Origin of the sequence: Pseudomonas sp. TH10 (assembly GCF_016651255.1) — a bacterium.
Lineage (GTDB): Bacteria > Pseudomonadota > Gammaproteobacteria > Pseudomonadales > Pseudomonadaceae > Aquipseudomonas.
Genome location: NZ_JAEKEG010000147.1, coordinates 1 through 14,024, shown reverse-complemented (window position 1 = coordinate 14,024; position 14,024 = coordinate 1). Strand labels below are relative to the sequence as shown.

The 14,024-nt window shown below is 59.9% G+C and carries 8 protein-coding genes and 5 pseudogenes; 9 read left to right on the top strand and 4 right to left on the bottom strand.

Annotated features, from left to right (window positions below):
- Positions 1-309: pseudogene (locus JFT80_RS20490) on the top strand (MmgE/PrpD family protein); the annotation flags it as partial.
- A 134-nt stretch (positions 310-443) separates the two neighbouring features.
- On the opposite strand, the gene JFT80_RS20485 reads toward JFT80_RS20490, so the two are convergent.
- Entirely contained in the window at positions 444-1,262 is an 819-nt protein-coding gene (locus JFT80_RS20485) for a pyruvate, water dikinase regulatory protein (RefSeq protein ID WP_201149104.1), read from the bottom strand.
- A 174-nt stretch (positions 1,263-1,436) separates the two neighbouring features.
- Here JFT80_RS20485 and ppsA point away from each other — a divergent pair, with 174 nt between their 5' ends.
- The 8 genes and pseudogenes from ppsA to JFT80_RS20445 all read left to right on the top strand — a co-directional run bounded on the left by ppsA (position 1,437) and on the right by JFT80_RS20445 (position 9,586).
- Positions 1,437-3,812, top strand: coding sequence for a phosphoenolpyruvate synthase (gene ppsA / locus JFT80_RS20480; RefSeq protein ID WP_201149103.1), 2,376 nt, complete (start codon positions 1,437-1,439; stop codon positions 3,810-3,812).
- Between the two features lie 196 nt (positions 3,813-4,008).
- Positions 4,009-4,997 (top strand): annotated as a pseudogene (locus tag JFT80_RS20475) (alpha/beta fold hydrolase).
- 120 nt (positions 4,998-5,117) lie between these two features.
- Positions 5,118-5,609 carry a ribonuclease E activity regulator RraA gene (gene rraA / locus JFT80_RS20470; protein WP_201149102.1) on the top strand — a complete coding sequence of 164 codons (492 nt, stop codon included), beginning with the start codon at positions 5,118-5,120 and terminating at the stop codon, positions 5,607-5,609.
- A 22-nt stretch (positions 5,610-5,631) separates the two neighbouring features.
- Positions 5,632-6,627: a zinc transporter ZntB gene (locus tag JFT80_RS20465; RefSeq protein WP_201149101.1), complete on the top strand. Its 996-nt coding sequence runs from the start codon at positions 5,632-5,634 to the stop codon at positions 6,625-6,627.
- Between the two features lie 63 nt (positions 6,628-6,690).
- Entirely contained in the window at positions 6,691-6,939 is a 249-nt protein-coding gene (locus JFT80_RS20460; RefSeq protein WP_008076827.1) for a hypothetical protein, read from the top strand.
- Positions 6,940-6,941: 2 nt separating this feature from the next.
- On the top strand, positions 6,942-7,766 hold the full coding sequence (locus tag JFT80_RS20455) for a mechanosensitive ion channel domain-containing protein (RefSeq protein WP_007916401.1): 825 nt from the start codon (positions 6,942-6,944) through the stop codon (positions 7,764-7,766).
- Positions 7,767-7,856: 90 nt separating this feature from the next.
- Positions 7,857-8,447 carry an RNA polymerase sigma factor SigX gene (sigX, locus tag JFT80_RS20450; protein ID WP_201149100.1) on the top strand — a complete coding sequence of 197 codons (591 nt, stop codon included), beginning with the start codon at positions 7,857-7,859 and terminating at the stop codon, positions 8,445-8,447.
- Positions 8,448-8,554: 107 nt separating this feature from the next.
- Positions 8,555-9,586, top strand: coding sequence for an OmpA family protein (locus tag JFT80_RS20445; protein ID WP_201149099.1), 1,032 nt, complete (start codon positions 8,555-8,557; stop codon positions 9,584-9,586).
- Positions 9,587-9,812: 226 nt separating this feature from the next.
- On the opposite strand, the pseudogene cobA reads toward JFT80_RS20445, so the two are convergent.
- From cobA to JFT80_RS20430, 3 pseudogenes are all read right to left on the bottom strand, one after another.
- Positions 9,813-10,572 (bottom strand): annotated as a pseudogene (gene cobA / locus JFT80_RS20440) (uroporphyrinogen-III C-methyltransferase).
- Between the two features lie 14 nt (positions 10,573-10,586).
- Positions 10,587-13,306 (bottom strand): annotated as a pseudogene (locus JFT80_RS20435) (molybdopterin-dependent oxidoreductase).
- Positions 13,307-13,329: 23 nt separating this feature from the next.
- Positions 13,330-14,024: pseudogene (locus tag JFT80_RS20430) on the bottom strand (NAD(P)/FAD-dependent oxidoreductase); the annotation flags it as partial.

The following is a 14,024-nucleotide window of genomic DNA, read 5'->3' as shown; positions in this document are numbered from 1 at the left end:
AAAATGGTCATCGTTGAAGAGCCGCGGTTCACCCGCGAATACCTGGAGGCCGACAAACGCTCGATCGCCAACGCGGTGCAGGTGTTTTTCAAGGATGGCTCCAGCACCGACAACGTGGTGGTGGAGTACCCGATCGGCCATCGCCGCCGCCGTGCCGAGGGCATCCCGTTGCTCGAAGACAAGTTCAAGGCAAACCTGACAACGCGATTCACCGGGCAACGCAGCGGCGAGATCTTCGCGCTGTGCAAGGATCAGGCTCGGCTGGAGGCGACACCGGTGAATCGGTTTGTGGATTTGTTTGTGATTTAGCTAAACCGCGTCATCGTTCAATCGCGGGCAAGCCCGCTCCCACAGGGTTTTGTGTTGAATCGAGAATCCACAAACAGCCGAAAACCTGTGGGAGCGGGCTTGCCCGCGATGAGGCCGGAACAGGCATCGAAAATCTATTTGAAACGCCGCTCCACACCTTTCTCGACCAGAATCTTCGCCGAAATCTCTTCCACCGAAAAATGTGTGGAGTTGATGTGCGGGATGTTCTCGCGGCGGAACAGGTTTTCCACCTCGCGCACTTCGAATTCGCACTGGGCGTAGCTCGAATAACGGCTGTTGGGCTTGCGCTCGTTGCGGATTGCGGTGAGGCGGTCGGGGTCGATGGTCAGGCCGAACAGCTTGTGCTGATGCGCGCGCAGGGCGGCAGGCAGGGTCAGGCGCTCCATGTCGTCTTCGGTCAGCGGATAGTTGGCCGCGCGGATGCCGAATTGCATGGCCATGTACAGACACGTCGGCGTTTTGCCGCATCGCGACACGCCCACTAGTATCAGGTCGGCTTTGTCGTAATAGTGCGTACGCGCGCCGTCGTCGTTGTCGAGGGCGAAGTTCACCGCCTCGATGCGCTCCATGTAATTGGAGTTGTGCCCGATGGAGTGCGATTTGCCGACGGTGTAGGAAGAATGCTCGGTCAGTTCCTGCTCCAGCGGGGCGAGGAAGGTCGAGAAAATGTCGATCATGAAACCATTGGACGTCGCGAGAATCTCACGGATGTCCTGATTGACGATGGTGTCGAAGATGATCGGGCGAAAGCCGTCGGTTTCGGCGGCTTTGTTGATTTGTTGTACCATGGCCCGCGCTTTTTCCACGCTGTCGATGTACGGGCGCGTGAATTTGCCGAAGGTAATGTTTTCGAACTGCGCCAAGAGGCTTTGACCCAGGGTTTCGGCGGTGATGCCGGTGCCATCGGAGATAAAGAAAGCAGATCGTTTCATTTGCACCTTGGGCCTTAAGCTAGTCATCAATCTTGGATATGATAGGCGCGATTTGCCGGCCGCCATTGGCCCGCATTCTCACTTATTTTCCAGGTCCAGGCCATACAACCGGCCAACGCTCCCCCGAGCTGCCGGTTTCTGAGCTTTTCCAACACAGTTAGTGGAGAGATCACCTTGGTAGAGTACGTAGTTTCCCTCGATAAGCTCGGCAAACACGATGTTGAGCATGTGGGGGGCAAGAACGCATCCCTGGGCGAGATGATCAGCAACCTGGCAGGCGCCGGTGTGTCGGTCCCTGGCGGCTTTGCCACCACCGCGCAGGCCTATCGCGACTTCCTCGAACTGAGCGGCCTCAACGACCAGATCCACCAGGCCCTCGACGCACTCGACGTCGATGACGTCAACGCCCTGGCCAAGACCGGCGCGCAGATCCGTCAATGGATCATGGATGCCGAATTCCCTGAAAAACTCAATGCCGAAATTCGCACCGCGTTCGCCGCGCTGTCGGCCGGCAACCCTGATGTGGCTGTGGCCGTGCGTTCTTCCGCCACCGCCGAAGACTTGCCGGACGCCTCGTTCGCCGGTCAGCAGGAAACCTTCCTGAACATCCGTGGCGTGGAAAACGTTATCCGTGCCGCCAAAGAGGTGTTCGCCTCGCTGTTCAACGACCGTGCGATTTCCTACCGCGTGCACCAGGGCTTCGACCACAAACTGGTCGCCCTGTCGGCAGGCGTGCAGCGCATGGTGCGTTCGGAAACCGGCACCGCCGGTGTAATGTTCACCCTCGATACCGAATCCGGCTTCCGTGACGTGGTGTTCATCACCGGCGCCTACGGCCTGGGCGAAACCGTTGTGCAAGGCGCGGTCAACCCGGATGAGTTCTACGTACACAAGGGCACGCTGGAGGCCGGTCGCCCGGCGATCCTTCGTCGCAACCTCGGCAGCAAAGCCATCAAGATGATCTACGGCGACGAAGCCAAGGCCGGTCGTTCGGTCAAGACTGTCGATGTCGACAAGGCTGAGCGTGCGCGTTTCTGCCTGAGCGACGCTGAAGTCAGCGAGTTGGCCAAGCAAGCGATGATCATCGAGAAGCACTACGGCTGCCCGATGGACATCGAGTGGGCCAAGGACGGTGACGACGGCAAGCTGTACATCGTGCAGGCCCGTCCGGAAACCGTGAAGAGCCGCACCCAGGCCAACGTCATGGAACGTTACCTGTTGAAAGAAACCGGCACCGTGCTGGTTGAAGGTCGCGCAATTGGCCAACGCATCGGCGCCGGCAAGGTTCGCATCATCAAAGATGTCTCCGAGATGGACAAAGTCCAGCCGGGCGACGTGTTGGTGTCCGACATGACTGACCCGGACTGGGAACCGGTGATGAAACGCGCCAGCGCCATCGTCACCAACCGTGGCGGGCGTACCTGCCACGCGGCGATCATCGCTCGTGAGCTGGGCATCCCGGCAGTCGTCGGTTGCGGCAACGCCACCCAGTTGCTGAAGGATGGCCAAGGCGTGACCGTTTCGTGCGCCGAAGGCGACACCGGTTACATCTTCGAAGGCGAGCTGGGCTTCGACATCAAGAAGAACTCCGTCGATGCCATGCCGGAATTGCCGTTCAAGATCATGATGAACGTCGGCAACCCGGACCGCGCTTTCGACTTCGCCCAACTGCCGAACGCCGGTGTGGGCCTGGCCCGTCTGGAATTCATCATCAACCGCATGATCGGCGTGCACCCCAAGGCCCTGTTGAACTACGACGGCCTGCCGCAGGACATCAAGGACAGCGTCGACAAGCGCATCGCCGGTTACAACGACCCGGTCGATTTTTACGTCGACAAACTGGTTGAAGGCATCAGCACCCTGGCCGCCGCGTTCACCCCGAAAAAGGTCATCGTGCGCCTGTCGGACTTCAAGTCCAACGAATACGCCAACCTGATCGGCGGCAAGCTCTACGAGCCGGAAGAAGAAAACCCGATGTTGGGCTTCCGTGGCGCTTCGCGTTACATCAGCGAATCGTTCCGCGACTGCTTCGAACTCGAATGCCGTGCGCTGAAGCGTGTGCGCAACGAGATGGGCCTGACCAACGTCGAAATCATGGTGCCGTTCGTGCGTACCCTGGGCGAAGCCAGCCAAGTGGTCGATCTGCTCGCCGAAAACGGCTTGAAGCGCGGCGACAACGGTCTGCGCGTGATCATGATGTGCGAACTGCCATCCAACGCGATCCTCGCTGAAGAGTTCCTTGAATTCTTCGACGGTTTCTCGATCGGCTCCAACGACCTGACTCAACTGACCCTGGGCCTGGATCGCGACTCCGGTATCATCGCGCACCTGTTCGACGAGCGTAATCCGGCGGTCAAGAAGCTGCTGGCCAACGCGATTGCCGCGTGCAACAAGGCTGGCAAGTACATCGGTATCTGCGGTCAGGGCCCTTCGGATCATCCGGATCTGGCCAAATGGCTGATGGAGCAGGGCATCGAAAGCGTGTCGCTGAACCCGGACTCCGTACTGGAAACCTGGTTCTTCCTCGCCGAAGGTCAAGCAGCAGTCTGATTGTGTGAGCGGGCCGCTCCCTGTAGGAGCGAGCTTGCTCGCGATGGACGTCAACGATAATGCGTTTATCCTGAATAAACGCGGCGTCCTGAGGTTCTTCGCGAGCAAGCTCGCGCCTACAGGGGGGAACGGCCGTTTTAGAGATTGAAGTAGGGCGGGCTCCTGTGGATGCCGCCCTTTTTTGTGCAAGAGCATTATGCAAAGCAGCAGCCAACTATTTCCTGTCGCCCTGATCAGCGCCGAACGCCGCGGTGATCTGAGCGAAGACGTCTACCGTTTGAAACCCGCCAACAGCCCGGACGGCACCGTCGAACTGGCTGTGACGCGCCTGGGCATGGCCGACGAGCCGTCCCGGCGCGGTGTGCCAGTGATTCTGCTGCATGGCAGCTTCTCCAACCGCCGATTCTGGTTTTCCCCGAAGGGCCTGGGGCTGGGTGCTTATCTGACCCGTCTCGGTTTTGATGTGTGGATCCCGGAAATGCGCGGCCACGGCCTGTCACAGCGCAACCAGGGTTACCGGCAGAACCGCGTCGCGGACTACGCGCGCTACGACCTGCCGGCCATCGGCGCCTTTGTGCACGAGCAAAGTGGCCAGGCTGCGCACTGGGTTGGACATTCGCTGGGGGCATTACCCTGGCGGCGGCGCTGGGCGGCCAGTACATCGACGAGTCGGTGGTGGCGTCTGCCGCCTTCTTCGGCACACAGGTCAGCCGCACCTACTGGCCGCTGAAGATCCCGCCGGTGGAGTGGGGCGGTCGCTTCATCCTCAAGCGCTTTGCCCAGCTCTCCGGTTCAAGGCTCAAGCGCGGTCCGGAGGACGAGCCGATCGGCCTGGCCCTGGAAAGCATGCGCTGGTACGGCCTGTTTGGGCGTTTTGGCGATGCGGACAAGGATTGGTGGGCCGGGTTGGCGGACGTGCAACTGCCGGTGCTGGCCGTCAGTGCTGCGGGCGATCATCAGGACCCGACCTGGGCCTGTCGCAAGCTGTTCGAGCAGATCGGTTCCGAGCACAAGCAATTCGTCAATTTGGGTCGCGACCAGGGCTTTGCCGATAATTTTGGTCACGTCGAGATGCTCGTCAGCAAAGCCGCCCAGGCCGAAGTGTGGCCGCTGGTTGCGCGCTGGCTGGTCGACCAGCGCACGGCGCTGTTGCCTGGCCAGGCGGATTTAGCCGCGGCAGTCTGAGCGCAATGCTCTATCAAGGGCATTTCGCTCGCACCGGGTTGCGGCTAAGATATGACGCATCATGCTTTTTCGGTCACTTTGCGACATCTCGATTGTCTTCCTCTCTACAGGAGTTTCTCGATGAACCATTACATCACCCCTGACCTGTGCGACGCCTATCCGGAGCTGGTCCAGGTGCTGGAACCGATGTTCAGCAATTTCGGTGGCCGTGATTCCTTCGGCGGCGAAATCGTGACCGTCAAGTGCTTCGAGGACAACTCGCGGGTCAAGGAGCAGGTCGAGCTTGAGGGGCATGGCAAAGTGATGGTCGTCGACGGCGGCGGTTCCCTGCGTCACGCGCTGCTGGGTGACATGCTGGCCGAGAAGGCCGCGAAAAACGGCTGGGAAGGCCTGGTGATCTACGGCTGCATCCGCGACGTGGATATCATTGCGCAGACCGACCTCGGCGTTCAGGCCCTCGCCAGCCACCCACGCAAGTCCGATCGGCGTGGCCTCGGCGATCTTAACGTCGCGGTGACATTCGCCGGTGTGACATTCCACCCGGGCCACTACATTTATGCGGACAACAACGGCGTGATCGTCTCGCCGAGCCCGCTGAAGATGCCTGAATAAGAATTTCGACAAAGGGATGCGGATGTTCGAGGAAGAAAACGCGCAATGGGGGCTGGTGCATGCCCTGGTGCTGGACGGTAGAGGCGGTGCGCGTTCGATAGCCCGGACTGAGCTCGACGATTTGCAACTGCAGGCGCATGAGAGTCTGTGGCTGCATTGGGATCGCAGCCATCCGCAGACCCAGACCTGGCTGCGCAAATCCAGCGGGCTCAACGAATTCACCTGCGATCTGCTGCTGGAAGAGAACACTCGTCCGCGCCTGTTGCCGTTGCCGGATTGCGAGTTGCTGCTGTTTTTGCGCGGGGTCAACCTTAATCCAGGTGCCGAGCCGGAAGACATGGTCTCGGTACGGATTTTCGCCTCTGCCCAGCGCGTGATCTCTCTGCGTTTGCGCCCATTGCGTGCCACCGATGAATTGCTGGTGCAATTGGCGGACGGCAACGGCCCTAAAACGGCATCCGAACTCATCCTTTATCTGGCGCAGTTCCTCACCAACAAGGTGCAGGATCTCGTCACTTGCCTCTCGGAAATCGCCGATGAGGAAGAAGAAAAGATGGATGCCGACGAACGGTATACCCCCGAGCATGGCGCCATTTTGCACATCCGGCGAAGGGCTGCCGGACTGAAACGTTTCCTGGCTCCGCAACGGGATATTTTCGGACAACTGACAAGGATAAAACTGCCGTGGTTTGTCGACGATGACGCCGACTACTGGAACGAATTGAATAACAGCCTGACCCGTTACCTCGAAGAGCTCGAATTGACCCGAGAGCGCGTGGGGCTTGTGCTGGAGGCTGAAGACCGGCGATTGAGCGAGCGCATGAATCGCACGATGTATCGCTTCGGGATCATCACCTGCATCTTTTTACCGATGAGTTTTATCACCGGCCTGCTGGGCATCAACGTTGGCGGTATTCCGTTGTCCGACAGCCCCTATGGCTTCCTGGTGGCCTGCCTGATGATGGTCTCGGTGGCGCTCGGGCAGTGGTGGTTATTCCGTCGTTTGCGCTGGGTGTGAACATGGCGCATGTGACCCGACCAAATTTGCCCGCGTCTTTCACAGACATCACGAGAGGTGCGTATGCACGATCCGTTTGAACAGTCTTTGCGCGACATGCTCAACGCTTCGCCGTCCAGCCGCGACGACGATGCGTGTTTGGGCCGCGTGCTCAAAACCGCCAACCGCCAGGTTGGCGCCGGCGATCTGTTCAGCCTGCTGGGCCGCTGGCTGCCCGCGCTGATGATCGCCCTGAATAACGGCTCGGCCCACGTCTCGCCGGTTTCCCGCCTTCGTAAACCTACTGCTCGCACTGCTGATAAGGCTGATTGAATATGGAACTTGATCTCTGGACTCAGAGCCTCGTCACTGCAATGACTGCGTTGTGGACCAAAGTCGCTAATTTCATTCCGAACCTGTTCGGCGCACTGGTGGTGCTGCTGTTGGGTTTTGTCGTGGCCAAGCTGCTCGATACCTTGCTGTCCAAATTGCTCGCCAAACTGGGCCTCGATCGCCTGATGGGCGGCACCGGGCTGACCAAGTTGATGTCGCGTGCAGGGCTGCAAGTGCCGATCTCGACCCTGATCGGCAAGATCGTCTACTGGTTCGTTCTTCTGATTTTTCTGGTTTCTGCAGCAGAATCCCTTGGCCTTGAGCGAGTTTCAGCTACGCTCGATATGTTGGCGCTCTATTTGCCGAAAGTATTCGGCGCCGCGCTGGTGTTGCTGGTAGGGGTTTTGCTCGCACAGCTGGCCAATGGGCTGGTGCGCGGGGCGGCAGAAGGTGTAGGCCTGGACTACGCTTCGGGACTTGGGCGGATTGCCCAGGGGCTGGTGATCATCATCAGCATCTCGGTTGCGATCAGTCAGCTTGAGGTCAAGACCGACCTGCTGAACCATGTGATCGTCATTGTTTTGATTACCGTTGGTCTGGCCGTTGCGCTGGCCATGGGTTTGGGAAGCCGGGAAATTGCCGGTCAGATTCTTGCGGGAATCTATGTGCGTGAGTTGTATCAGGTTGGGCAACAAGTGCGTGTTGGCGAGGTCGAAGGCCAGATCGAAGAGATCGGCACGGTTAAAACCACATTGCTGACCGATGAGGGTGAGCTAGTCTCACTCTCCAATCGGATCCTGCTGGAACAGCATGTGAGTAGCCGCTAATCCGGCAAACCCTGCTAATGTATGCCGCCGCAAAATGCCAGCTGATGCTGGTTGCGGCGGACATTGACCTGACTGTCGGCACGACTTGTTTTGAATAAAGCCCATACGCTATCCACGCGCTACGACCCCCGCGAGCTCTCTGATGAGGAGTTGGTCGCGCGCTCGCATACCGAGCTTTTTCACGTAACGCGCGCCTATGAAGAACTGATGCGGCGTTACCAGCGAACATTATTTAACGTTTGTGCGAGATATCTTGGGAACGATCGCGACGCAGACGATGTCTGTCAGGAAGTCATGTTGAAGGTGCTGTATGGCCTGAAGAACTTTGAGGGGAAATCGAAGTTCAAAACGTGGCTGTACAGCATCACGTACAACGAATGTATTACGCAGTATCGGAAGGAACGGCGAAAGCGTCGCTTGATGGACGCATTGAGTCTTGACCCTCTTGAGGAAGCGTCCGAAGAAAAGACGCCAAAACCCGAAGAGAAGGGCGGACTTGATCGCTGGCTGGTGTATGTGAACCCGATCGACCGCGAAATTCTGGTGCTACGATTTGTCGCAGAGCTGGAATTTCAAGAGATCGCAGACATCATGCACATGGGTTTGAGTGCGACAAAAATGCGTTACAAACGTGCTCTAGATAAATTGCGTGAGAAATTTGCAGGCATTGCTGAAACTTAGTTCAGCGCAAATATCTCTTACGTGTAGGCAAGTTCTGATAGACTTGCCGCCGAGTTGTCCCCCGGTTTGCGGGACTGCTTCACAATCACCAGATGGGGATTTAACGGATGAAACTGAAAAACACCTTGGGCTTGGCCATTGGTTCTCTGATTGCCGCCACTTCGTTCGGCGCTCTGGCACAAGGCCAAGGCGCAGTTGAAATCGAAGGCTTCGCAAAGAAAGAACAATTCGACAGCGCTCGTAACTTCAAGAACAACGGCAACCTGTTCGGCGGTTCGATCGGTTACTTCCTGACCGACGACGTTGAACTGCGTCTGGGCTACGACGAAGTGCACAACGTGCGTGCCGACAACGGCCGTAACATCAAGGGCGCCAACACCGCTCTGGACGCTCTGTACCACTTCAACAACCCAGGCGACATGCTGCGTCCATACGTGTCGGCTGGTTTCTCCGATCAAAGCATCGGTCAGAACGAGTCCGGTCGTAACCGCTCCACCTTCGCCAACGTTGGCGGCGGTGCCAAGCTGTACTTCACCGAGAACTTCTACGCCCGTGCTGGCGTTGAAGCTCAATACAACATCGACCAGGGCGACACCGAGTGGGCTCCTAGCGTCGGTATCGGTGTGAACTTCGGTGGCGGCTCCAAGCCTGCTGCTGCTCCAGTTCCAGCACCAGCTGAAGTCTGCTCCGACAGCGACAACGACGGCGTATGCGACAACGTTGACAAGTGCCCAGACACCCCAGCCAACGTAACTGTTGACGCTGACGGCTGCCCAGCAGTTGCTGAAGTTGTTCGTGTAGAGCTGGACGTTAAGTTCGATTTCGACAAATCTGTTGTTAAAACCAACAGCTACGGCGACATCAAGAACCTGGCTGACTTCATGAAGCAGTACCCATCGACCAGCACCACTGTTGAAGGTCACACTGACTCCGTCGGTCCTGACGCTTACAACCAGAAGCTGTCTGAGCGTCGTGCAAACGCCGTTAAACAAGTTCTGACCAACCAGTACGGTGTTGAATCGTCCCGCGTTCAGTCTGTTGGCTACGGCGAATCCCGCCCAGTTGCTGACAACAAAACTGAAGCTGGCCGCGCTGTAAACCGTCGCGTAGAAGCGCAGGTTGAAGCTCAAGCTAAGTAATTAGCTCGCAGCTGTGAGAAAAGCCCGGCTTAGGCCGGGCTTTTCTTTGCCTGCGATTTGGGCTTTATCCGGATTTTGCGATGGCCCTAAAAGATCGCAGCTTTGGGCAGCTCTTAAAGATCGCAGCCTTCGGCAGCTCCTACGGGATCGTCCGCCCGCGGCCCGGAACCTTCGGCAGCTCCTGCAGGATCGGGTTACCACAGGGGCATTGTGGGCGCCGCGGCGTTTACATGGATGTACGCTGGGGCTTGTAGGAGCTGCCGCAGGCTGCGATCTTTTGATCTTTGGCCACAGCCCCAATCACCAGAATCGCCGGGCTTTTCAATTCGAAACGCACTCGCATCCTGTTCCATGGCGTTCAGGTCGCTGCGGCATTCGCGCTGATGCGCCAGGGAGGCGTTTTCGATCATGGCCACCGGCGTATCCAGCGGCCATACCGCCGGCAAGCAGTTGCTCACGGATCTCACTCAGCTTCGCCACGCCCATGTACACCACCAGGGTGGTGCCCCCTGTGCCAGCGCCTGCCAATTCAGTCTGCTGCCATCCTGGGTATGCGCCGTCACCAGCGTTACTCCGCGCGCAACTCCGCGCAGGGTCAGGGGAATATCGCACTGCGTTGCCCCAGCCAGTCCGGCCGTGATGCCGTTTACCAGTTCGACCTCCACCCCACGCTCGCGCAGCCACTGCGCTTCCTCACCGCCGCGGCCGAAAATGCACGGGTCGCCGCCCTTGAGCCGCACCACACATTTGCCCTGGCGCGCATACCGCAGCATCAGGCGATGGATGAACGCCTGTGGCGTGGAACGACAGCCGCCGCGCTTGCCCACGGCGATGATTCGCGCATGGGGGCAATGTTCCAGCACGGCGTCATTGACCAGGTCGTCGATCAGCACCACATCCGCTTCGCCCATGGCGCGCACTGCTTTGAGGGTCAACAATTCCGGGTCACCAGGACCTGCACCCACCAGCCAGACTTTTGCGCTCATCGTATTGTTCCTCATCAGATAATGGCGACTGGCTGAGCCGTGGCGGCCAGCATTCGCTTGATTTCCGGGACGCACGAACCGCACTGCGTGCCGCAACCCAATTCCTGTTTAAGACCCAGCAAGTCCAGGCCTCGACTGATTGCCCGCGCAAACCGCGTTGTGGCTGACATTGCGTGCAGTTGCACAGGGTTTTGTCTGCCGGTGCCAATGGCGCCGCCGGTCGCCGGGTGGTGCACTCATTGGGGCGAGCATCCAGCGCCGCAGTGGCTCATCGGCGCGCCCTTCGAGCCACAGGTTGTGCAGCCAGTGCTGGGCCAGGGTTTCCCCGGCCAGGCGGATGGCGGTGATCCTGCCGTGTTCGATGCGCACGCGTTTGCCGATCGAGCCCGGCGCACGTCCTCGTAGGCCAGCACCGGCCCTTCATCCACGCCCAGGCACTGGTCGATGTCGCGCAATAACTGGGCGTCGGGCGCCGAGGCGCTGGCAGCGCGTATAAGCAGCGCCGGGCGCTCACGGCCAGTGAGGCTCAGGCTGGCGTAGGAAAATTCCTCACAGAGGGGGCGCAGGCGCTCCAGTTGCTGTTGAACGTTGCCTTCGACCAGGGCAAACAGCCGCCACGGCAGGTTTATCGGTTCCAGACGCACGCCGCTGTGCTTGAGCTCTGGCTGTTTCGACAGCGGATCGAAGGCCGGTAGGGTCAGGCTGTTGACGCCACCCTTGAGGAAGCGATCGCCCCAGTGCATCGGCAAAAAAGCCTGACCCGGCCGCACGCCGTCATCGCTACCCACGGCGACGATCACCGCGCCACGACGACTTTTCAGATTGACCAGATCACCTGGCTGCAAGCGCTGCCGGCGCAACTCGTCCGGGTGCAGGCTCAACACCGCTTCACTGACATGACCGAACAACTGCGCAGCGGTGCCGGTGCGGCTCATACCGTGCCATTGGTCACGCAGGCGGCCGGTGATCAGCGTCAACGGGAAGCGTGCATCACGTTGTTCCTTGGCGGCGCGATACGGGTCGGCCACGAACTGCGCGCGACCGCTGGCCGTAGGAAAGATACCGTCCTCATACAGGCGTGCCGTACCTTGCCGGGCGCCGACAGGGAAGGGCCATTGCTGTGGGCCGATCTCGTCGATCAGGGCGTGACTGATCCCGGACAGATCCAGATCCCGTCCGCGCGTCAGCCCTTTGAGTTCATCGAACAGCTGCGAAGGTTGATCGAACCTGAACAGGCTCGATTGGGTGGGGCGCAGACGTTTCTCCAGACGTTGTGCGAAATCCACCGTGATCGCCCAATCCGGCCGCGCTTCACCCGGTGGGAGAATGGCATTGCGTACGTGGGAAATGCGCCGCTCGGAATTGGTGACAGAACCTTCCTTTTCGCCCCAACTGGCGGCGGGCAGTAGCAGATCGGCGAACGCAGCGGTTTCGGTCGTGCGAAAGGCTTCTTGCAGAACCACGAACGGGCATGCCTGCAGGGCCTCGCGCACGGCGTTCTGGTCAGGCATCGATTGCGCGGGGTTGGTGCAGGCGATCCACAAGGCCTTGATACGGCCGCTGCGCACCTGTTCGAACAACTCGATGGCGCTCAACCCGGTGGTGTGCGGCAGTTGCTCAACGCCCCAGTAGGCCGCCACTGCCTCGCGGTGCTCGGCATTGGCGGCGTCGCGATGGCCTGGCAGCAGGTTCGACAGGCTGCCGGTTTCGCGGCCGCCCATGGCATTGGGCTGACCGGTCAGCGAAAAGGTCCTGCGCCTGGGCGGCCAATTTGCCCGGTGGCCAGGTGCAGATTGATCAGCGCGCTGTTCTTGGCGCTGCCGGCCGTGGACTGGTTGAGCCCCATGCACCACAACGACAGGAAAGTCGGCGAAGTGCCTATCCACTGCGCGCACTGCTGCAGCTGTTCGACACTGATCCCGCACAGTTGCGAGACCCTTTTCGGGCTGTAGTCGCGCACCAGGCTTTTCAGCTCTGGCAGCCCCTGGGTATGCGCGTCGATAAAGCCATGATCAACCTGGTCCGCCAACAGCAACAGGTGCAGGATTCCGTGGAACAGGGCGACATCGGTGCCCGGCACTATCGCCAGGTGCAGGTCGGCGAGGTCACAGGTGTCGGTGCGGCGCGGGTCGATAACGATGACTTTCATCTGCGGTCGGCGGGATCTGGCCTCTTCCAGCCGCCGGAAAAGTACCGGGTGGGCGTAGGCCATGTTGCTGCCGACGATCATCACGCAATCGCTCGACTCCAGGTCTTCGTAGCTGCACGGCGGGGCGTCAGCGCCGAGGCTGCGCTTGTAGCCGACCACCGCCGAAGACATGCACAGGCGTGAGTTGCTGTCGATGTTGTTGGTGCCCACCAGCGCCCGCGCCAGTTTGTTGAAACTGTAGTAATCCTCGGTCAGCAATTGGCCGGAGATGTAGAACGCCACACTGTCCGAGCCGTGTTCGGCGATGGTGCGGGCGAATACGCTGGCGGCGTGATCCAGGGCGGTGTCCCAGTCCGTACGGCCGCGAGCCAGAGTTTTGCCCAGGCGCAGTTCCGGATAGAGCGCCCGTGCCGCAAGGTCGCCTGTCAGGTGCAGGGTCGAGCCCTTGCTGCACAACTTGCCGAAGTTGGCGGGGTGGGCCGGATCGCCGCTGACGCCGAGAATGCGCTCGCCGTCATGTTCGATCAGCACGCCGCAGCCGACCCCGCAGTAACAGCAGGTTGAAGCGGTGATCTGCCGGTCCATCAGCTTGCTTCCCGCAGGGCCGGCAAGCAGGCGTCGCCGAACATCAGGTGGTCACGGATTGGCTCAATGTCGTGGTTCTCCCGGATCTGGCGGACATACCAGCCGCCATCTGCGGTATCGCCGTACAGGCAGGCGCCGACGAGGATGTCGTCCTTGATCACCAGTTTTTGTAGATCCCGCTAATCGGGTCCGACAGGGTGATGGTCTCGGTACCTTCACCGCCCATGAAGTCGCCAGCGGAGAACAGGTCGATGCCGGTGACCTTCAGTTTGGTCGAGGTCACCGAACCCTTGTAGGTGGCGAAACCCAGCTGGGCCAGGTGGTTGGCGCAGACCTTGGCCTGTTCGAACAGGGGCGCGACCAGGCCGTAGGCGATGCCGCGGTGGCTGGCGCACTCGCCGATGGCATAAATGCGCGGATCGTAGGTTTGCAGCGTGTCGTTGACCAGGATCCCGCGATTGCATGGGATGCCGGCCTTTTCTGCCAGTTCGGTGCGGGGCCGAATACCGGCGGCCATCACCACCAGGTCGGCCGGGATCACGTCGCCATCGTTGAATTGCACCGAGCCGACCCGGCCATTGCCGGCATCGTGTAGCGAGTGGGTCTGTTCGCGCAGGCGAAAGTGCAGGCCGCGACCTTCCAGGGCGGTCTGCAGCAGCTGGCCGCTGGTCTTGTCCAACTGTCGATCCAGCAGCCATTCGCCTATGTGCACCACGGT

Excerpts from the sequence above, each read along its gene's own strand:
- JFT80_RS20485 (WP_201149104.1), bottom strand. The coding sequence starts at position 1,262 with ATGAAACGATCTGCTTTCTTTATCTCCGATGGCACCGGCATCACCGCC.
- rraA (WP_201149102.1), top strand. The coding sequence starts at position 5,118 with ATGAACCATTACATCACCCCTGACCTGTGCGACGCCTATCCGGAGCTG.
- JFT80_RS20465 (WP_201149101.1), top strand. The coding sequence starts at position 5,632 with ATGTTCGAGGAAGAAAACGCGCAATGGGGGCTGGTGCATGCCCTGGTG.
- JFT80_RS20460 (WP_008076827.1), top strand. The coding sequence starts at position 6,691 with ATGCACGATCCGTTTGAACAGTCTTTGCGCGACATGCTCAACGCTTCG.
- JFT80_RS20445 (WP_201149099.1), top strand. The coding sequence starts at position 8,555 with ATGAAACTGAAAAACACCTTGGGCTTGGCCATTGGTTCTCTGATTGCC.
- JFT80_RS20455 (WP_007916401.1), top strand. The coding sequence starts at position 6,942 with ATGGAACTTGATCTCTGGACTCAGAGCCTCGTCACTGCAATGACTGCG.